Here is an 18,753-nt window from a genome sequence, read left to right on the forward strand (position 1 = left end):
CTTTATATTCTCATTATTTTTTTTATTATATAATTTTGTTTTATTTTTAAATGTTTATGTTAATTTTTTCAAATTAAGAGAAGCTCAATATAGAAAATAACAAAGTCAAGTCTGATTATGCAGCCAAACAGGAAAGTTTAGGAAAAGTTGATGAAAACAAAAATGAGACGATGAAGATTCCCCCGCAAGTGGGAACCCATATGCTTGGTTTTTCTTTTATTTTCAAATGATAATTAACGGATAGGTCTGGATTCCCGCCTGCGCGTGAATGACGGAAATGTGCATTTCTAATTTTTACCCACTATATAGTGAATTAAATTTAAACCGGTACAGTGTTGGCTCGCCTTGCCGTACTATTTGTACTGTCTGCAGCTCGCCGCCTTGTCCTGATTTAAATTTAATTCACTATAAAAACCCCGAATCCTGATTGGCAGGATTCGGTTTTTTTTATCGCTGATGCCGTTCAGATGACATTTTCAAGCAGCTTATTGATCCACAAACGCACGCTCAATCAGGTAATCGCCGCGTACGCCTGTTTTCGGAGAGACGGTCAAACCGAAATCGTCCAAAACTTTGCAGGTGTCTTTCAGCATCGCGGGGCTGCCGCACAGCATGGCGCGGTCGTCTTGAGGATTGATTTTGGGCAGGCCGATGTCTTCAAACAGTTTGCCGCTTACCATCAGATCGGTCAGGCGGCCGTGGTGTTCAAAGTCTTCTCGGGAAACAATCGGATAGTAAATCAGTTTTTCCCTAACCAAATCGCCGAGGTATTCGTGTTCGGGCAATTCTTTGGTAAAGCGGTCGTAGTACGCCAAATCTTTTTTGTAGCGCACGCCGTGTACGAGGATGATTTTTTCAAACTGTTCGTAAATTTCGGGGTCTTTGGTGATGCTCAAGAAAGGGGCGATGCCGGTACCGGTGCTCAACAGGTAAAGGTGTTTGCCCGGATTCAGGTCGCCGGCAACCAGAGTTCCGGTCGGTTTTTTGCTGATTAACACGTCGTCGCCGACTTTGAGATGTTGCAGGCGGCTAGTCAGCGGGCCGTCTTGGACTTTAATGCTGAAAAATTCGAGGTGTTCTTCCCAGTTGGCGGAGGCGACGCTGTATGCGCGCATCAGCGGCTTGCCGTCCACCATCAGCCCGACCATGACGAACTGTCCGTTTTCAAAGCGCAACGATTCGTCGCGGGTGCAGGTAAAGGTAAAATATGCGTCTGTCCAGTGGTGTACGGACAATACTTTTTGGGTATTGAATGCTGCCATTTGGGTTTCCTGTCAGTAAAAGAAATGGATAGTGCTTGTTCGGGATGTGCGGCAGAGTGAAAATGTCTGCCCGATTCGGGATAAAGCCAAAATTCTAAACGAAACGGATGGTTGCGACAATGCTTGATGCGCGTTGGTTATATGCCGTCTGAAGGGCTTCAGACGGCATCGCGGGGCGGTCGGCGGCTTACGGCGGCATATCGGCAAGGGAAATCAGGGAAATCGAGGCTGCCAGCCTGAGCGCGTCCCGTCCCCAGCGGGGGTGTTCCAGCCTGCGTATCGGGAGGATCGGTTTGACGGTGGCAGCAATCAGCTTTTGTATTTCGGCAGGCTGATCCGATAATACGCCGCCCCATTTTTCCGCAGCCACTTCCAGCAGCCCGCCGTTTTTCAATATCAGCGCGGTCGAATGGATGTAGCAGAGCCAATCGCGGGCTTGGCATTGCGCTATGGTCAGGACTTCGGAAGGGTCGTCTTCAAAATCCAAAAAGCTGATGTTTTCCCCGTCCGACATCATATTCCGCGCAAACGCCTGACTGAGGAACTGCCGTTTTTTATGCACGCGTGCAATGGCTTCCAAACCGGCAAGCCAAGCGTCCGCCTTTCCGGCTTCGGCTTCTTGGCGGATTTGCGTATCGAGCGGGATACCTTCCAAATTGCCGAACATAAGGGCATTTTTCCGGACGGCGAGCAATTCGGGAACGACTATCCCCGCCGCGCGCAATTCGTAGAGGCGTTTTGATTCGGTTGCAATGGCAGGCTCGCCGCCGAGGCTGGGAACCGGCTTCAACACCCCCAGTTTCAAATATCGGGCAACCATACCGAGCAGCGCGTAACGCCATCGTGCATTGTGCCTGCCTGCTTTGCGTATCCATACCTTGGTCCCGTCGGCAAGCAGGTGGGGAGCGATGGCGGCCTCCTGTTTTGCCGCCAATTCGTCCAGCAGTATGGAAAAACGGGTTTCCTGCATAGGTAAGGTCATTTTCTTTCAATCTTAAGTTCGGACGGAATGCTTCTGCACGGAACATCAGGCAAGGGTTTGTTCGATGATGCCTTTTACCGCATCCGCACTGTTCGGCACGGTTTGCACGCGTTGCGGCAATGTTTCCAAATCTTCCAGCGCGGCGGGGCGCGGAATGGCGACATCGCCGACGGCTTCGCGTATGGTCGCATCGAATTTCGCCGCCAACGCGGTTTCCAAACAAACCACCGTTTCACCTTCTTCGCGCACTTCGCGGGCGACTTTTACGCCGTCGGCAGTGTGCGGGTCGATGAGTTCTTGGTCTTGCTCGTAAACCTGCCTGATGGTGGCGAGGCGGTCGGCATGGGTAGATTTGCCGGAGGTAAAGCCGTATTTGCCGCCGACTTTGTCCAAGGCAAACCGCAGGTCAAAGCCTTTGCCTGCAGCCACTTCCGCCCACAGCGTATTGATTTCCTGAGGATCGCGATCCATCAGGTCGAACACGAAACGCTCGAAGTTGGACGCTTTGGAAATGTCCATCGACGGGCTGGAGGTAACATAAGTATGCGCGCTGTTGCGAGGGCAGTATGCGCCGGTTTTGAAAAACTCGTCCAACACATCGTTTTCATTGGTCGCCACAATCAGGCGGCGGATGGGCAAGCCCATTTGTTTGGCGATGTGTCCCGCGCAAACGTTGCCGAAGTTGCCGCTCGGCACGCAGAAGCTGACGGTTTCGTCATTGCTTTGTGTCGCCTTGAAATAGCCTGCAAAGTAATAAACCACTTGCGCGACGATGCGTCCCCAGTTAATCGAGTTGACCGTACCGATATGGTATTTTTCCTTGAACGCGGCATCGTTTTGCACCGCCTTCACAATGTCCTGACAGTCGTCAAACATCCCCTTCACGGCGATATTGTGGATATTTCCGTCTTGCAGGCTGTACATTTGCGCACGTTGGAACGCGCTCATCTTACCGTCGGGCGACAACATAAATACGTTCACGCCCTTTTTGCCGCGCAAGGCATATTCCGCAGCCGAACCCGTATCGCCGCTGGTTGCGCCCAAGATATTGAGTTTTTTGCCTTCTTTGTTTAAAACATATTCAAACGCATTGCCCAAAAACTGCATCGCCATATCTTTGAACGCCAGCGTCGGGCCGTTGGACAAGGCTTGGATTTTGATGCCGTCTGAAAGCGTGCGGACGGGGGTGATTTCCTTAGTACCGAACGCCGCTTCCGTGTAAGTACGGTTCAGAATGTCGCGCAAATCGTCCTCCGAAATATCCGTAACGAACAAGCGCATAATTTCAAACGCCAATTCGGGATAAGCCAAACCGCGCCATTTGTCCAAGGCTTCCCGCCCGATTTGCGGATAATGTTCCGGCAGCATCAGGCCGCCGTCGGGTGCAAGCCCCATCAATAAAACTTCGCTGAACGGTTTGTGTGCGGTTTCGCCGCGCGTGCTGATGTATTTCATGATTTTTCTCGTCTGTCGAAATTGCAGGAAAACGGCTTCAGACGGCATCTGCCTCATGCCGTCTGAAGAAGGTTAGCGGTACAGGTGTTTGAAGCAGGCGGAAACCGTTTTGGCAGTAACGGTGGTAATTGCCTGATTGCGCGTGGACGGATCCAGCATCTGCATCACATCGTTGCCGGTCAGCTGGTTGGGTGCTTCTTCGGTAGCGCAGCCGCAAATCTTGTTTTCCCACTCCGCCTGTTTTTCGGCACTCATCGCCAGTGCGGTCAAACGCCATTCGCTGCGTTTGTTCAATTCCGCACGGCATTGGCTTTCTACCGCCATTTTGACGATGCTGCCGCCCATACCTGTGCCGCCGTCTAAGCCGCCGAATGTGTTGCCGCCGCCGACGGCGCAGCCGCCGAGTAAAACCGCAAGCAGGGCGGCAGATAAGGTTTTCTTCATAACGATTGTGCCCTTGTTTGAAATTTGCGCATTATACCGTAAGCGGAACGGTGTGTGCGTCCCGCACAACTGACGTATAATCCGCGCCGTCTGAAAACCTGTTGACGGAGCCGTTATGACCAATTTGTTTGCCCGAGAACCCGACGCGCCGCTTGCCGAACGATTGCGTCCGCATACGCTTGACGACGTGGTGGGGCAGGAACACCTCATCGGCGAAAGTAAACCTTTGCGCGTGGCGGTAGAAGGCAGCAAGCCGCATTCTATGTTGCTGTGGGGGCCGCCGGGCGTGGGCAAGACGACGTTGGCGCGGATTTTGGCGCAGAGTTTCAACGCCCAGTTTTTGCCTGTTTCCGCCGTGTTTTCCGGCGTGAAGGACATACGCGAGGCAATCGATAAAGCCGAAATCGCTTTGCAGCAGGGGAGGGCGACGATTTTGTTTGTCGATGAAGTCCACCGCTTCAACAAGGCGCAGCAGGACGCGTTTTTGCCGCATGTCGAAAGCGGTTTGCTGACCTTTATCGGCGCGACGACGGAAAATCCGTCGTTTGAAGTGAATCCCGCGCTGTTGAGCCGCGCGCAGGTGTATGTTTTGCAGCCCTTGTCTTCAGACGACCTCAAGAAACTGATTGCCAAAGTGTTGGAGTTGCCCGAATACAGGGATTTCACGATTGAAACGGATGCTCAAAAATTACTCGTGAATACCGCCGACGGTGATGCGCGCAGATTGTTGAATTTGTTGGAACAACTTTTACGCGCCGCCGACACACGCCGTCTGAAAACCCTTACCGCCGAATTTCTCGCTGGTAGCCTTGGGGCGCAAATCCGCCGTTTCGACAAAGGCGGCGAGAGTTTCTACAACCAAATCTCCGCCCTGCACAAATCCGTGCGCGGTTCGCATCCGAACGCCGCGCTGTATTGGTTTTGCCGTATGCTCGACGGCGGCACCGACCCGCGCTACCTCGCCCGCCGCATCGTGCGTATCGCTTGGGAAGACATCGGGCTTGCCGACCCGCGCGCCTTCCAAATCGCCAACGATGCCGCCGCAACATTTGAACGCTTAGGCTCGCCCGAGGGCGAACTGGCTTTGGCGCAAGCCGTGCTGTACCTTGCCGCCGCCGCGAAATCCAACGCGGGCTACAAAGCGTATAAACAAATGCGCCGATTTGTTGCAGAAAACAGTAGCGACGAAGTGCCTGTCCATCTTCGCAACGCCCCGACCAAGCTGATGAAGGAATTGGGCTACGGACGCGAATACCGCTACGCCCACGACGAACCGAACGCCTACGCCGCCGGCGAAAGCTATATGCCCGACGGCCTGGACGAACCCGATTTCTACCAACCCGTCCCGCGCGGGCTGGAAATCAAAATCGGCGAAAAGCTGGCATGGTTGAAATCGCTGGATGAAGAGGCATTGCCTAGGGGATAGGGCGGATTGGGGGCAGGGCGGCTTTGACTGCCTACCGCAAAGGCGTTCAGACGGCATTCCGAGCCTTGGGATGCCGTCTGAATACGGCGGGGCGCGTCGGCGTTTTTGTAAACGATGTTTAACCGATGTTTCAACACACAGGACGGCACATAAAGCATCGCCCTGTGAATCGGGTTTTGAAGTTTGAGATGCCGTCTGAAGGCGGGAAAGCCGGCTTCAGACGGCATCAGGGCTTTATCTGATCGTATCAGGCTGAATCATTTGATTATTTTATTTTTGGAACGGTTTTATGGTTGCCGAAAAATATGTTGTCGAAAGCGGCTTTCCTTATCCGATGGGGGCGACACCGATGGACGGAGGGGTCAATTTCACCCTGTTTTCAGGTAATGCCGAAAAAGTGGAGCTGTGCCTGTTTGACGGCGAAGGCAGGGAAACGCGGCTGGAGCTGCCTTCGCATGAAGGCACGGTGTTTTACGGCTTTGTGCGCGGAATCGGCGCAGGGCAGCGTTACGGCTACCGCGTGTACGGCAGGGCGGACGCGGAGGTGGAATCCTGTTTCAATCCGCAAAAGCTGCTGCTCGATCCGTATGCGCGGCAAACCGACGGCAAACCGGGTTTCCGCAATGCGGAAGAGATGGCATGGTTCAGACCGGAGGACGGGCGCGACAACGCGGCGTTTGCGCCCAAAAGCGTGGTGCGGGGCGATGACGGTTTCGACTGGGGCGGCGACCGCCGTCCGCGCATCCCCTTGGCGCAAACCGTGATTTACGAGGCGCACGTCAAGGGGCTGACCAAACAGTTTCCCGATTTGGCACACGCCGGCACATACCGCGCCCTTTCCGATGCGCGCGTGATTGCCTATTTGAAGGATTTGGGCGTTACCACGATCGAGCTGCTGCCGGTTCAGCAGCATCTTGACGAATACCATTTGCAGCAGGCGGGGCTGTCGAACTATTGGGGTTACAACACTTGCGCCCATTTCGCGGTTGAGCCGTCCTATGCGGCGGAGGCGGAACAGGCTGCGGCGGAGCTGAAACAGGCGGTCAAATCGCTGCACGCGGCAGGTTTGGAAGTGATTTTGGACGTGGTGTACAACCATACCGCCGAACAGGACGAAGCAGGTGCGATGCTGTGCCAGCGCGGTATCGACAATGCGCGCTGGTATTGGCACAAGCCGCACAGCGGTTATGAAAACTGGTCGGGCTGCGGCAACACGCTGCGTATTGCCGACCGCGATGTGGCGCGTTGGGCTTCGGACAGTCTGCGCTATTGGGCGGAACACTTCCATATAGACGGTTTCCGCTTCGACTTGGGAACGGTTTTGGGACGCGGGCCGGATTTCCGAACGGACGGGCATTTTTTCCAAACGCTTTACCAAGACCCCGTGCTGGCAGATGTGAAACTGATTGCCGAAGCGTGGGACATCGGCGGCGACGGCTACCGTTTGGGGCAGTTTCCGCCGCCGTTTGCCGAATGGAACGGACGTTTCCGCGACGATATGCGCGCGTTTTGGGTATGGGAAAACGGCAATTTGGGTGCGTTTGCCGAACGTCTGGCAGGTTCATCCGACCTGTTCCGGCACGGCGGACGCAAGCCCTCGGCAAGCCTCAACTTCATTACCGCACACGACGGCTTCACCCTGCGCGACCTGGTCAGCTACAACGAAAAACACAACGATGCCAACGGCGAAGGCAACCGCGACGGACACAACGGCAACATCAGCTACAACCATGGTATCGAAGGCGCGACCGGCGATGCGGACATACGGCAAAGCCGCGAATACACCGCCAAAGCACTGCTCGCCTCGCTGTTCCTTTCCAACGGCATCCCCATGCTGCTCGGCGGCGACGAGTTCGGCAACAGCCAGCAGGGCAACAACAATGCCTATTGCCAAGACAACCCGATTGCGTGGCTCAACTGGCAGGACGCGGACGAAATGTTGCAGGATTACACGAAATCGCTGATTGCCCTGCGCCGGGAAATCGGCATTTTGAACGAAAACGTCTGGTGGACGGAGGGCAGGGTACGTTGGCTGAATGCCGACAGAGTGCCGATGAATCATGAAAACTGGCACGACAGGACGGCGAAATCAATGCAGGTTCTGCTGGACGGGCAGTGGCTGCTGTTGGTCAACGGTGCGCGTAATCGGCAGTTTTTTAACCTGCCTCAAGGACGGTGGCAGGTTTCTTGCGTACCATCGGAGAAATTTAATTACAATGTTTCTGAAAATCGGTTTGCCGCCGGACATATGGGCATTTGGATTTTGAAGCAGGAAGCATGACCCGTCCGAACATAAAGAACACAAATAAAAGAAATGCCGTCTGAACCGGCAACCCTTCAGACGGCATACGGAAACCTATTTTTCAATCACCCCGCAGAGAAAGGCTGTTTCACATGGCTCAAAAACTTCCCATTTCCGGTTTCGACTACGTCATGCCCAAACCGGATGCCGAGACCATCCGCAAAGCGATTGTCTACAAACTGATTTTCATCTTGGGCGCAGATCCCAAAGATGCCAACGAACACCAATGGCTCAACGCCGCCATGCTTGCCGCACGCGACCTGATTGCCGAAGACTTCCTGAAAACCCGCCGCGCCCACATCGAAAACGGTAAGCGTATGGTTTACTACCTGTCTATGGAATTCCTGCTCGGCCGCGCCTTTGTCAACGCCTTGATTAATGAAGGCGTTTACGCCGAATTTGAAGAAGCGTTCCGCCAACTGGGCAAAGCGTTCGCCGACGTTTGCGAACAAGAACAAGACCCGGGCTTGGGCAACGGCGGTTTGGGCCGCCTTGCCGCCTGCTTCCTCGATTCGCTGGCGACTTTGCGGATTCCGGCAATGGGCTACGGCATCCGCTACCAATACGGTATGTTCAAACAGGAAATCGCGGACGGACAGCAGGTCGAAAAACCCGATTTGTGGCTGGATCAGGATTTGGCTTGGCAGTTTGCCCGTCCGAACAAACAGTATTCCGTCTGTTTCGGCGGTCAGCTTCTGAACATGGGCGGCAAAAAAGAATGGTTGCCCGAAGAAGAAATCTCCGCGATGGCATACGACGAAATCATCCCGGGCTACGGCGGCGAATGTGCCAACCCATTGCGCTTGTGGACGGCGCACGCCGGCAAACTGTTCAACCTTGCCGACTTCAACAAGGGCGACTATGCCTCTGCCGTCCGCGCGCAAAACAGCGACGAAAACATCTCCCGCGTCCTCTATCCGAACGATTCTACCGACAGCGGCAGAGAGCTGCGCCTGAAACAGGAATATTTCCTTGTTTCCGCCTCGGTTCAAGACATCGTCGCACGCCACAAATGCCGTTTCCCGAGCGTTGAAAATCTTGCCGACAAAGCCGCCATCCACCTGAACGACACCCACCCCGTACTCGCCATTCCGGAGTTGATGCGTATCCTGATTGACGAAGAAGGCTTCGAATGGACAAAAGCATGGGAAATGTGCTGCAAAATCTTCTCCTACACCAACCACACGCTGATGAGCGAAGCTTTGGAAACCTGGCCGGTCGAGCTGATGGCGCGCCTGCTGCCCCGACATCTGGACATTATCTTTGAAATCAACGCCCACTTCCTCAACAGCGTACAGGAACAGGGTTTTGATGAAGACTTTGTCCGCCGCGTCTCCATCATCGACGAAACCCACGGTCGCCGCGTGCGTATGGGCTGGCTTGCCGTCATCGGTTCGCACAAGGTCAACGGCGTGGCGAAAATCCACTCCGATCTGATGGTCAACACTATTTTTGCGGACTTCGCCAAAGTGTTCCCCGAACGCTTTACCAACGTTACCAACGGCGTAACCCCGCGCCGCTGGATCAACATCGCCAATTCCGAACTGACCCGCTTCCTCGACAAACATTTGGGCGGAGACGACTGGCGTTTGCATTTGGACAAGCTGACCAAGCTCAACGGCAGGGCGGACGATGCCGCCGTGCAGGCGGAGTTCGGCGCAGTCAAAAAAGCCGCCAAAGAACGCCTCGCCCGATACATCGAAACCGAGTTGGGTATCAAAGTCAGCACCGACGCGCTTTTCGACATCCAAATCAAACGTATCCACGAATACAAACGCCAAGCCTTGAACGTGATGCATATTGTTGACCGCTACAACAAAATCTTGGAAAACCCGGATTACGATTGGCAGCCGCGCGTGTTCATCTTTGCTGGCAAAGCCGCATCTGCCTACTATATGGCGAAGAAAATCATCCGATTGATTAACGACGTTGCCAAAGTCATCAACAACGACACCCGCATCCGCGACCTGATTAAAGTCGTGTTTATCCCGAATTACAGCGTCAACCTCGCCCAAATCATCATCCCCGCCGCCGATTTGCACGAACAAATCTCACTGGCAGGAACGGAAGCATCCGGCACAGGCAATATGAAATTCGCCCTCAACGGCGCAATCTGTATGGGTACGCTGGACGGCGCGAATGTCGAAATTTTGGAAAAAGTCGGAGCGGACAACTGCTATATCTTCGGCAATACCGTCGAACAAGTCGAAGAAATCCGCCGCAACGGTTACGACCCCTTGAGCTATATCGAGCGCGACAGCGACCTGCGCCGCGTCGTCAACCAAATCAGCCAAGGCGCGTTCTCGCCGGAAGAGCCGGGCCGCTACAAGGACGTGTTGCAGCCGTACGGCGACTACTATCAACTGATGGCGGATTTCCGCAGCTACATCGACACGCAATACAAAGCGGACGGACACTACCGCAACACCTCCGCGTGGCGCAAATCAGCCTTGATCAACATCGCCAATATGGGCTTCTTCTCATCCGACCGCTCCATTGCGGACTACTGCCGCGATATTTGGTACATCAAACCATTGAGCGAAAAAGAATTACCCGGCAAAAATTAAGCGTTGGGCAGATAGCGAAAGCCGATACATCGGAAAGGTGTATCGGCTTTTTTTATATTTGCTGTTTTTGAATTGGATAACAAACTTAAAAGGCCGTCTGAAAATTTTCAGACGGCCTTTTAAAATTTAACTGCCATTTTACAGGATACTTGTAGCCTTACTTTGTCTTATTTGAGATTCTCCAACAGTTTTTCCCCATCAGTAATCTGAGATAATGTTTGGGCAAAAGGAAAAGAACGTCCCAAAATGGATTTAACCTGTTTTGCTTTGATTGGATTTTGACTTAAATCGATAAAATGTTCTAGTTTCTGAAAAAATGTTTTATTATCAACGCCGTAATGATGAGTTTTCTCTATGATTCCTGTTGCTTGACCATATGCAACAATTCCTTGTCCGGAGGCGTATAGGAATACATAGTCTCCTTTTTTAATCCGACAGATTTTTTCTTTGTAGCCATCTTCAAATGCAGCAGCTACTTGGTTTGTCATCATAAAATTATGGTCTTCCAGGTCGTTGGCACTATTAGTATTTAATAAGAAATATCGTGTTGTAGTTGAATTATCAAATTCTTCTTCTTTTTGTTTGTCAATCATTCGTTTGTTCTCCCAGTCTTGAATAATGAATTCTTGAATTAAATCATTGATGATATCTTGGCGGGTTGTTTCCCAAGCATCGGCAAGCTCTTGCAAAATCAAATCATCTTTAATGGATAAACGTAAACTCAACGTAATCTTATTTTGATTTCGTTGATTGTATATTTCTGTGCGGCGGTCGATAAAGCTATTAGGCATAATTATATCCTTTTGTTTTAGGGTTAAATAAAATATCAGGAGGAGAGGATTCATTCTTGATGGTGAGTATTATATTACATTTCTATTTTTTAATACAATAAAAATTACTCTTAAATTATTCTTAATTTATTATATTATTATTTTTATTTAGAATAAACTATAATAATGACTTTTATGGGAGGTTCTGGCTGAATCAGGTAATTTATAGCAAAAGGTCGTCTGAAAACCGGAATTCGGGTTTCAGACGACCTTTTGATAGAACGGGCGGTTTATTTGTTTTCTGCTTCTTCAAAACCGACGACTTCCAAACCGAAGCCGGTCAAGCCGGTAAAGGACGAGGGCTGACCCAATACGCGCAGTTTTTTAACATTGAGGCCGGCGAGGATTTGCGCGCCGATGCCGTAGCTTTTGCTGTCCCATTTGTAGGCTTGGTTTGCGCCTTTAGGCAGGGTGCGGTCGAGCAGGGATGCGCCGTCTTCGGTGCGGTGCAGAAGGATGACGACGCCGCTTTCTGCCTGTTGGACACGCTCAAGGGCTTTGGGCAATGACCAGGAATGGCGCGGATTGACTTGGATGAAGTCCATGACGCTGAAGGGTTCGTGGACGCGGACTAGGGTTTCTGCGTCGGCGGAGGGTGTGCCTTTAACGAGGGCGAGGTGGGTTTCGCCGGAGAGCTTGTCGACGTAAACGTGTTGTTGGAACTCGCCCCACGGGGTTTGTACGGGTGCGTTGCCCATGTCTTCAAGCAGGCTTTCGGTACGGCTGCGGTATTCGATGAGGTCGGCAATCGTGCCGATTTTGAGCTTGTGTTCTTCGGCAAACTTCATCAGCTCGGGCATACGCGCCATGGTGCCGTCGTCGTTGATGATTTCGCAGATGACGGCGGCAGGGATAAGCCCGTTCATTTGCGCCAGATCGACACCGGCTTCGGTGTGTCCGGCACGGACGAGTACGCCACCTTTTTGGGCGCGAAGCGGGAAGATATGACCGGGTTGGACGATGTCTTCAGGTTTGGCGGTCGGTGAAACGGCGGTTTGAATAGTCAGTGCGCGGTCAGCGGCGGAAATGCCGGTGGTAATGCCGTGTGCGGCTTCGATGGAGACGGTAAAGTTGGTGCCGTATTGCGCGCCGTTTTTCTGGGTCATCATGGGCAGGCCGAGTTTTTCGACCATTTCGCCAGCCATCGGCAGGCAGACCAAGCCGCGCGCGTTTTTAATCATAAAGTTGATGGCTTCGGGGGTAACGAATTGCGCCGCCATCAGCAGGTCGCCTTCGTTTTCGCGGTCTTCGGCATCGGTAATGATGACCATTTTGCCGGCTTTGATGTCTGCTAGGATTTCGGGGATGGTGGAGATATGGGACATGGTGCGCCTTTCTTGATGGTCGGTTTGGGCGGCAGGGTTTTCCTGATCCAGCCACATGGCAGGCATGTTCGCCGCCTGTTCGATTTTTCTGGCTTTTTTCTCGCCGAAGGATTTGTTTTTTAAGAGGGCGGAGAGCTCGCCCGTATTGAGGCAGACGGCTTCGGCAAAACGGGTTTGCAAACCGCCGTAATGTTTTTCTATCCATTGCCGCAGGTTGCGGCGGCGCAAGCCGACCGTATCAGTCATTGTTTTTCCTTTTGCGGAAACCGAATGCAACGGATTGTAATCGCGTATTTACCAAAAAGCAAATTTGTTTTTTCGCTAAACCGAATTATTTGCTTTTTGGTAAACAGATGCCGTCTGAAGCCGGATTCGTGGCTTCAGACGGCATTGCCGCAACCCCGCCGGCGGGGCGGCTGTTTCTTCCCGCACGCTTCTGATTATGGGGTTTCCGGTGGGTTATTCCGAAAAAATTTCTTATAAAAGCCTTTGATGAATGCCGCCTTCCCGATAAAAATCGGACGGATTGCCTTCGCGCCGAATATCTTTCTGCATTTTTCTTTAAATGAAAAATATTCTCGGTAGATGACGATAATGTTTTTGGAAAAATAAAGCCCTACCAATATAGACCTCAGATAGCCGATATTGTCGAAGACAAATTTTTGCAAACTGCCGTAGATAGGGGAATTTTTGTTTTCGACTAAAAAATCCACACCCCGGTCGAGATGCGTCAGCATATCGCTGAAATTTTTGTATTTGATGTTGTGGCTGATAGAGCCGCCGAGAACGCGGTACTGGTAAAAAGGGTTATCGTAAAAGGCAAAAGTCTTGATAAAACGCGCCAATTGCAAACTGTACGGGAAATCCTCGTGAATGTATCCTTTTGGGAAAAACAGATTGTTTTTGATGATTATTTCCCGCCTGACAATCTTTGTCCACGCGTTGGAGATATAGTACCGCCCCTCCACCAGCATTTCAAAATGGCGGACAAAATCATTATCCGAAAAGTCCTCCCCTTTGGAGATGTCGTGGTAATTGAAGGACGAAGGGTGCAGGATCAAATCAATCTTTTTATCTGCAAGTTGTTGTAAATCAAAGAGAATCCCCCCGCGTTTTTTGAACGGTTGGTATCGGCCCAATAGTCGTCGCTGTCCAAAAAGATCAGGTAATCGCCTTTTGCCGCCCGGATACCGGCGTTGCGGGCATCCGACAGCCCGCCGTTTTCTTTATGAATAACTTTTATATGCGGATATTTGCCTGCATATTCGTCGCAAATCTTCCCGCAGCCGTCCGGCGAACCGTCATCGACCAAAATCATTTCATAATCGGCAAAATTTTCGGCAAGCACGGAATCCACGCAGCAGCGGAGGTATTTTTCCACATTGTAAATAGGGACGATGATGGAGAAAATCATAAATATCAATCCATTATATTAAGATGTTTGCGCGTATGCCTCAAACCCGCACTCGCAATGCGTTTGCATCCGCACCCTGCAACTTTATAAAACTTATTGCTTTGTCAAGGTATGGAAACCTGTTTCCCGAAAGGCGGCGCAGGATGCCCGTTCCCTGCAACTTTGCCTTATTCCGACATCAAATGCCCGAGCTTGTCTGCCTTGGTTTGGAGATAGCGTTTGTTTTCAAGGTTTTCCCCGACGTGCAGGGGGATGCGTTCGACCACGTTAATTCCCGCATCTTTCAGGGTTTGGATTTTTTCGGGGTTGTTGGTCAGCAGTTTGACCGAGCGGATGCCCAGATATTCGTAGATAGATTGCGCCAAACGGAAATCGCGGGCATCGACGGGCAGCCCGAGTGCCAAATTGGCTTCAACGGTATCCATGCCTTGGTCTTGCAGATGATAGGCGCGGATTTTGTTAATCAGCCCGATGCCGCGTCCTTCCTGACGCAGATAGACGATGATGCCTCGCCCCTCTGCCTGTACCGCTTTCATTGCCGCTTCCAGTTGCGGCCCGCAGTCGCATTTTCTCGAGAACAGCGCATCGCCCGTCAGGCATTCGGAGTGGATGCGCGTCAGAACCGGTTTGCCGTCTGAAAAATCACCGACGGTCAGCGCGACGTGTTCCTGCCCGTTTGCCTCTTCAAAGCCGTGCATCGTAAATACGCCCCATTCGGTCGGCAGGCGGCAGGATGCCACATGGTTCAACATTTCAGACATCTTCACTCCCATCTTTTCCGGCAGACATACCCAACAGCAGTTTCAAAGGTTCGGACAAAGCCAAGGCAAGAGCCACCCATTCCGCCTGTGCTGCCGTACCCGCACACTCTGCGCATTCAAATTCCACATGAACCACGCCCAACACACCGCCGCTTTCCATGCAGACCGGAATGGAAATTTGCGCCGCCGAAGCATGATTGCGTTCTCCCGAAAGCTCTCCCAAATCCAACCAACGGCGTACATCCGAGGCAACATTCATCCAACCGCTTTGCGCCGAACGGCAAGCCAGCGAAACCTTGCCTGCCGCTTTATCCAAATCCCACAGGTTTTCCAAAACCTCGCCCTGTCGGGACAGGCATATCAGTTGGAAAGCCTGGTTTTCAGACGGCATCAAGGCATAGACCGCCGCACTCCGCACGCCTGTCGAGCGCGAAAACACCGAATCCAAAGCCATGAAAAGCCGTTTCAGTGCATCTTCGCGGACATTGTCGCACGACAGGTAATCGGCAAGTTTCCAACCCTCATCACTGCGCCACAAAACCGAACGGTCTATCGAAGCCGTCCCCATATCCATTACCGTCTGCGCCGTCAGATACGCCGCCCGAACCTCGTCAAGCGGCAGCTTCAAACCCTGAGTCAGCAGAAAATCCTTAATTAAAGCAGCAGGCATACCCAAATTCCGTCAATAAAAACAAAAAACCGCCCAATTCCGATGTCAGGCGGACGAAAAACAGATTTTACCGCCCCAAACCCCAAGCCATCAACAGCCCCGCCGAAAACCTTGCACAAACAAACAAAATCTGTATAATCGTCCAATTCCCATGCGGACGTGGCGAAATTGGTAGACGCACCAGATTTAGGTTCTGGCGCCGAAAGGTGTGAGAGTTCGAGTCTCTCCGTCCGCACCATTAATAATAAATAAATCAATTACTTAAAACACATTTGGACAATTTAGGGACGCAAAATACAGGCCATCTGATTTAATCAGGTGGCTTTTTTATCGGGCTTGGATAAATTTAAAACCATATAAATCAGAATCTTGCAATATATTCAAAAACCTCTTGCATTACCGTTAAAACATTAATTACACGCCAAACAACCTGAAGGAATTGCGCCATAAATACGGCTTGGCGCAAAAGCGGGTTGCCGAGATTACGGGCGTAACTTTGGCTACGGAACAAAAATAGGAGGTGGCAATGGGTTTGAAAGCGCATTGCGATATGCCGCACACGCGTTGGTTGGTTTTGTTGGAATATTTGGGGAATCTTTAAATCGGTTTTGTTTGAATAACATCGGAATAATGTCGTCTGTAAGCAAATTTGCTTCAGGCGGCTTTTTATTTGCCCCGAGAAATGGTTTGTCGGTGTGTTTTTTGTGTATAGTGGATTAACAAAAATTAGGACAAGGCGACGAAGCCGCAGACAGTACAAAATAGTACGGCAAGGCGAGGCAACGCTGTTCTGGTTTAAATTTAATCTACTATAACTTAGCGCGGGGAGATTGCGCGGAAGATTGATGCGCTTAATGGGAAGTTTGAGCGGAAAGAGGAGAAGGGCTTTGACCCGAATGTGTTTAAAACAATCAGTTATGAGATTACCGACCCGAATATGGGCTTGGCGGCGGTATTTTAAATATGGGCAGGAAAGCCACCGAGAAGGCTGTATTGAAGAAAATGGGCGTTGCGGCGGCAGTGGCGGCGGCTAAGGGAACGCCTGAATTTGCGGCTTTGACGGCTAAGGAGTCCGTCAAGGGCGGATTGGGCGGTGCGGCACGCGGCGGCTTTGCGTGAGTTGAGCGGCGTGGTGGCGCAGTGGAACAGGAAGCATTCGGAGCGTGCCATTAAGTCGAAAAATATTATGTCAAGCATGAGAAACCGGCAACGGCGCGTTGCGGGGGCGAAAGACGGTATTTATCTGCCGGACAAGCACTCGGATGCGCGTACCGACGGCGGATTTGCCTTCGGGCATTGAGAAAGTCCCGAACCTGAAAACGGTTCGGGCTTTTTTTTTAGGCGGTTGAATGCCGCCGGTACGGTTGGTTTAATGGGTGTGTTTTTAACTTGTTGGAGCAGTTATGGCTAATACGCTTTACGATACTTCGAGACAGATGTTCTTGGAGGGGCAGTTGAACTGGGCGGACGATACGGTCAAGGTCGCTTTGGTGGATACTAATGCTTATACGCCGAATGTGGCGACGCATAAGCATACCGACGATAAACATACAAACAACCTTATTTCAATGGATGTATAGTGGATTAACAAAAATCAGGACAAGGCGACGAAGCCGCAGACAGTACAAATAGTACGGCAAGGCGAGGCAACGCCGTACTGGTTTTTGTTAATCCACTATACATGCCGTCTGAAGTTGTTGCAGACAAAGGGGATGATGTCCGACTTTGGTCGGCAGTTCTGTTTCAGACGGCATGGTTTATTTTTCGACGGGCAGCCCGAAATGCAGGTAGGCGCGTTCGGTCGCCATCCTGCCGCGCGGGGTGCGTTGCAGGAAGCCTTGTTGGATGAGGTAGGGTTCGATAACGTCTTCGATGGTGTCCGTAGATTCGCCGATGGCGGCGGCAACGTTGTCCAAACCGACGGGGCCGCCGCCGAATTTGTGCAAAACGGCTTCGAGGAATTTCCTGTCCATCACGTCCAGCCCCTGCGCGTCCACATCCAGCATACTTAAAGCGGCATCGGCGATACCGCCGTCGATCGTGCCGTTGTTTTTCACATCGGCAAAATCGCGGACGCGGCGCAACAGGCGGTTGGCGATGCGCGGCGTGCCCCGGCTGCGTTTGGCGATTTCTTCCGCGCCTTCTTCGGACATATCGAGTTGCAGGAGTTGTGCCGAACGGCTGACGATGGTGGCGAGGTCGCGGTTTTCGTAAAACTCGAGGCGGGAGACGATGCCGAAGCGGTCGCGCAACGGATTGGTCAGCATACCGGCGCGGGTGGTCGCGCCGACGAGCGTGAAGGGCGGCAGGTCGATTTTGACGGAACGGGCGGCGGGCCCTTCACCTATCATAATGTCGAGCCGGTAGTCTTCGAGCGCGGGATAGAGGATTTCTTCAACGACGGGGCTGAGGCGGTGGATTTCGTCGATGAACAATACGTCGTGCGGATCAAGGTTGGTCAGAAGGGCGGCGAGGTCGCCGGCGCGTTCGAGGACGGGGCCGCTGGTTTGGCGCAAATTTACGCCCAATTCTTTGGCGATAATGTGCGCCAGTGTGGTTTTGCCCAGCCCAGGCGGACCGAAAAGCAGGACGTGGTCAAGTGCTTCACCACGCTTTTTGGCGGCTTGGATGAAAATGGCGAGCTGTTCTTTGGCTTTATGCTGCCCGATATAGTCGTCCAGCGTTTTGGGGCGGAGGGCGCGTTCGAGCAGTTCTTCCTGTGCGGAGGCGGTTTGGGCGGCAACGATGCGTTGCGGTTGCGCGGCGGTCAGGTTGTCGGTTTGCAGCATAGTGTTCCCTTTGTCGGGTATGCCGTCTGAACGGTCGGCGGCGTTTCAGACGGCATTGAAAAGATAACGGTCAAAAGCGTTTTACCCGCGTGTTTCGCGCCAAACGAGATAGTCGCGCAGGGGCGGCATAGGCGGGTTGATGCAGTGTGGGCAGATGCCGGTGGTGTCTTCGTCGTCGCTGTCAATGTGATAAGCGTTGGGGTCGAAGCGCACCTGCTGCATCACCGCCTGCGCCAACGCCTGCGCCTGAACGACGTCGAAGGTGAATTTTTCGAGGATTTCGTTCAACAGGCGGATTTCGCCCTCGCTGAATTCCGCACTGTGTTTGAGGATGAGGCGTTGGTAATCTTCGTTGTTGATTTTAGGCAATAAATCGGTTTTCAGGGTCATGATTTTATGTTGGGGGCGGGATGGCTGAAGCGTGAATTATAGCGGATATGGCGGCGGCTGTTTTAAAGCTTGGATCGGGTATCGTCCTCAAAACTTTAAAAGTGGCTGCATTGGGCGTTTTAATGTTTTTCTGTTT

General features: G+C 52.2%; 18 protein-coding genes, 1 tRNA gene and 1 pseudogene. 6 read left to right on the forward strand and 14 right to left on the reverse strand.

Translation table 11 applies throughout. The features are described from left to right. Window positions 1-303: 303 nt before the first annotated feature. From KEM39_RS03840 to KEM39_RS03860, 5 genes and pseudogenes are all read right to left on the reverse strand, one after another. Window positions 304-449, reverse strand: a pseudogene (locus KEM39_RS03840) (IS5/IS1182 family transposase); the annotation flags it as partial. Between the two features lie 36 nt (window positions 450-485). Continuing rightward, a complete protein-coding gene (locus KEM39_RS03845) occupies window positions 486-1,262 on the reverse strand; it encodes a ferredoxin--NADP reductase (RefSeq protein ID WP_118996787.1) in 777 nt (258 codons plus the stop codon). 187 nt (window positions 1,263-1,449) lie between these two features. Next, a complete protein-coding gene (locus KEM39_RS03850) occupies window positions 1,450-2,244 on the reverse strand; it encodes a hypothetical protein (protein WP_118996786.1) in 795 nt (264 codons plus the stop codon). A 45-nt stretch (window positions 2,245-2,289) separates the two neighbouring features. Beyond that, window positions 2,290-3,699 carry a threonine synthase gene (gene thrC / locus KEM39_RS03855; RefSeq protein WP_118996982.1) on the reverse strand — a complete coding sequence of 470 codons (1,410 nt, stop codon included), beginning with the start codon at window positions 3,697-3,699 and terminating at the stop codon, window positions 2,290-2,292. Window positions 3,700-3,771: 72 nt separating this feature from the next. After that, window positions 3,772-4,143 (reverse strand): hypothetical protein, encoded by a 372-nt coding sequence (locus KEM39_RS03860; RefSeq protein ID WP_118996785.1) that lies wholly within the window; start codon window positions 4,141-4,143, stop codon window positions 3,772-3,774. A gap of 115 nt (window positions 4,144-4,258) precedes the next feature. Between KEM39_RS03860 and KEM39_RS03865 the strand changes: the two genes are divergently transcribed. Next, complete coding sequence (locus tag KEM39_RS03865; RefSeq protein ID WP_118996784.1) at window positions 4,259-5,569, forward strand: replication-associated recombination protein A; 1,311 nt, start codon at window positions 4,259-4,261, stop codon at window positions 5,567-5,569. Here KEM39_RS03865 and KEM39_RS03870 read toward each other — a convergent pair. Then, window positions 5,476-5,796, reverse strand: a complete 321-nt coding sequence (locus KEM39_RS03870) for a hypothetical protein (RefSeq protein WP_153067763.1) — start codon at window positions 5,794-5,796, stop codon at window positions 5,476-5,478. The genes KEM39_RS03865 and KEM39_RS03870 overlap by 94 nt on opposite strands. A gap of 62 nt (window positions 5,797-5,858) precedes the next feature. Here KEM39_RS03870 and glgX point away from each other — a divergent pair, with 62 nt between their 5' ends. Continuing rightward, window positions 5,859-7,850, forward strand: a complete 1,992-nt coding sequence (glgX, locus tag KEM39_RS03875) for a glycogen debranching protein GlgX (RefSeq protein ID WP_118996783.1) — start codon at window positions 5,859-5,861, stop codon at window positions 7,848-7,850. Window positions 7,851-7,963: 113 nt separating this feature from the next. Then, complete coding sequence (locus KEM39_RS03880) at window positions 7,964-10,438, forward strand: glycogen/starch/alpha-glucan phosphorylase (RefSeq protein ID WP_118996782.1); 2,475 nt, start codon at window positions 7,964-7,966, stop codon at window positions 10,436-10,438. A 167-nt stretch (window positions 10,439-10,605) separates the two neighbouring features. Here KEM39_RS03880 and KEM39_RS03885 read toward each other — a convergent pair whose 3' ends face one another. The 6 genes from KEM39_RS03885 to KEM39_RS03905 all read right to left on the reverse strand — a co-directional run bounded on the left by KEM39_RS03885 (window position 10,606) and on the right by KEM39_RS03905 (window position 15,438). After that, window positions 10,606-11,229: a hypothetical protein gene (locus KEM39_RS03885; protein ID WP_025458424.1), complete on the reverse strand. Its 624-nt coding sequence runs from the start codon at window positions 11,227-11,229 to the stop codon at window positions 10,606-10,608. Window positions 11,230-11,498: 269 nt separating this feature from the next. Further along, window positions 11,499-12,839 (reverse strand): bifunctional 3,4-dihydroxy-2-butanone-4-phosphate synthase/GTP cyclohydrolase II, encoded by a 1,341-nt coding sequence (ribBA, locus tag KEM39_RS03890; protein WP_118996781.1) that lies wholly within the window; start codon window positions 12,837-12,839, stop codon window positions 11,499-11,501. A gap of 194 nt (window positions 12,840-13,033) precedes the next feature. Then, window positions 13,034-13,654 (reverse strand): glycosyl transferase family 2, encoded by a 621-nt coding sequence (locus KEM39_RS11505; protein ID WP_240002709.1) that lies wholly within the window; start codon window positions 13,652-13,654, stop codon window positions 13,034-13,036. Next, the gene (locus tag KEM39_RS11510; RefSeq protein WP_240002708.1) at window positions 13,651-14,007 is read right to left on the reverse strand and encodes a glycosyltransferase; all 357 of its coding nucleotides are present in this window, start codon (window positions 14,005-14,007) and stop codon (window positions 13,651-13,653) included. The genes KEM39_RS11505 and KEM39_RS11510 overlap by 4 nt, the downstream gene beginning before the upstream one ends. A gap of 167 nt (window positions 14,008-14,174) precedes the next feature. Further along, window positions 14,175-14,768: a GTP cyclohydrolase II gene (gene ribA, locus KEM39_RS03900; RefSeq protein WP_118996779.1), complete on the reverse strand. Its 594-nt coding sequence runs from the start codon at window positions 14,766-14,768 to the stop codon at window positions 14,175-14,177. After that, window positions 14,761-15,438, reverse strand: a complete 678-nt coding sequence (locus tag KEM39_RS03905) for a hypothetical protein (RefSeq protein ID WP_118996778.1) — start codon at window positions 15,436-15,438, stop codon at window positions 14,761-14,763. Before KEM39_RS03905 ends, ribA begins: the two co-directional genes overlap by 8 nt. Before the next feature lie 153 nt (window positions 15,439-15,591). Between KEM39_RS03905 and KEM39_RS03910 the strand changes: the two genes are divergently transcribed. The 3 genes from KEM39_RS03910 to KEM39_RS03920 all read left to right on the forward strand — a co-directional run bounded on the left by KEM39_RS03910 (window position 15,592) and on the right by KEM39_RS03920 (window position 17,018). Continuing rightward, window positions 15,592-15,676: transfer RNA gene (locus tag KEM39_RS03910), tRNA-Leu, on the forward strand. 725 nt (window positions 15,677-16,401) lie between these two features. Continuing rightward, window positions 16,402-16,557: a hypothetical protein gene (locus KEM39_RS03915; protein WP_192886275.1), complete on the forward strand. Its 156-nt coding sequence runs from the start codon at window positions 16,402-16,404 to the stop codon at window positions 16,555-16,557. A 284-nt stretch (window positions 16,558-16,841) separates the two neighbouring features. Further along, the gene (locus KEM39_RS03920; RefSeq protein WP_170314437.1) at window positions 16,842-17,018 is read left to right on the forward strand and encodes a hypothetical protein; all 177 of its coding nucleotides are present in this window, start codon (window positions 16,842-16,844) and stop codon (window positions 17,016-17,018) included. Window positions 17,019-17,195: 177 nt separating this feature from the next. Here the strand turns inward: KEM39_RS03920 and ruvB are convergent, their stop codons facing one another. Both ruvB and KEM39_RS03930 read right to left on the reverse strand, forming a co-directional pair. Continuing rightward, complete coding sequence (ruvB, locus tag KEM39_RS03925; protein ID WP_002232490.1) at window positions 17,196-18,227, reverse strand: Holliday junction branch migration DNA helicase RuvB; 1,032 nt, start codon at window positions 18,225-18,227, stop codon at window positions 17,196-17,198. Between the two features lie 81 nt (window positions 18,228-18,308). After that, a complete protein-coding gene (locus tag KEM39_RS03930; protein WP_211709621.1) occupies window positions 18,309-18,617 on the reverse strand; it encodes a hypothetical protein in 309 nt (102 codons plus the stop codon). Between the last annotated feature and the right edge of the window lie 136 nt (window positions 18,618-18,753).

Origin of the sequence: Neisseria sp. Marseille-Q1983, assembly GCF_018224585.1 — a bacterium.
Lineage (GTDB): Bacteria > Pseudomonadota > Gammaproteobacteria > Burkholderiales > Neisseriaceae > Neisseria > Neisseria polysaccharea.

Excerpts from the sequence above, each read along its gene's own strand:
- KEM39_RS03845 (WP_118996787.1), bottom strand. The coding sequence starts at position 1,262 with ATGGCAGCATTCAATACCCAAAAAGTATTGTCCGTACACCACTGGACA.
- KEM39_RS03850 (WP_118996786.1), bottom strand. The coding sequence starts at position 2,244 with ATGACCTTACCTATGCAGGAAACCCGTTTTTCCATACTGCTGGACGAA.
- thrC (WP_118996982.1), bottom strand. The coding sequence starts at position 3,699 with ATGAAATACATCAGCACGCGCGGCGAAACCGCACACAAACCGTTCAGC.
- KEM39_RS03860 (WP_118996785.1), bottom strand. The coding sequence starts at position 4,143 with ATGAAGAAAACCTTATCTGCCGCCCTGCTTGCGGTTTTACTCGGCGGC.
- KEM39_RS03865 (WP_118996784.1), top strand. The coding sequence starts at position 4,259 with ATGACCAATTTGTTTGCCCGAGAACCCGACGCGCCGCTTGCCGAACGA.
- KEM39_RS03870 (WP_153067763.1), bottom strand. The coding sequence starts at position 5,796 with ATGCCGTCTGAAGCCGGCTTTCCCGCCTTCAGACGGCATCTCAAACTT.
- glgX (WP_118996783.1), top strand. The coding sequence starts at position 5,859 with ATGGTTGCCGAAAAATATGTTGTCGAAAGCGGCTTTCCTTATCCGATG.
- KEM39_RS03880 (WP_118996782.1), top strand. The coding sequence starts at position 7,964 with ATGGCTCAAAAACTTCCCATTTCCGGTTTCGACTACGTCATGCCCAAA.
- KEM39_RS03885 (WP_025458424.1), bottom strand. The coding sequence starts at position 11,229 with ATGCCTAATAGCTTTATCGACCGCCGCACAGAAATATACAATCAACGA.
- ribBA (WP_118996781.1), bottom strand. The coding sequence starts at position 12,839 with ATGACTGATACGGTCGGCTTGCGCCGCCGCAACCTGCGGCAATGGATA.
- KEM39_RS11510 (WP_240002708.1), bottom strand. The coding sequence starts at position 14,007 with ATGATTTTCTCCATCATCGTCCCTATTTACAATGTGGAAAAATACCTC.
- ribA (WP_118996779.1), bottom strand. The coding sequence starts at position 14,768 with ATGTCTGAAATGTTGAACCATGTGGCATCCTGCCGCCTGCCGACCGAA.
- KEM39_RS03905 (WP_118996778.1), bottom strand. The coding sequence starts at position 15,438 with ATGCCTGCTGCTTTAATTAAGGATTTTCTGCTGACTCAGGGTTTGAAG.
- KEM39_RS03915 (WP_192886275.1), top strand. The coding sequence starts at position 16,402 with ATGGGCAGGAAAGCCACCGAGAAGGCTGTATTGAAGAAAATGGGCGTT.
- KEM39_RS03920 (WP_170314437.1), top strand. The coding sequence starts at position 16,842 with ATGGCTAATACGCTTTACGATACTTCGAGACAGATGTTCTTGGAGGGG.
- ruvB (WP_002232490.1), bottom strand. The coding sequence starts at position 18,227 with ATGCTGCAAACCGACAACCTGACCGCCGCGCAACCGCAACGCATCGTT.
- KEM39_RS03930 (WP_211709621.1), bottom strand. The coding sequence starts at position 18,617 with ATGACCCTGAAAACCGATTTATTGCCTAAAATCAACAACGAAGATTAC.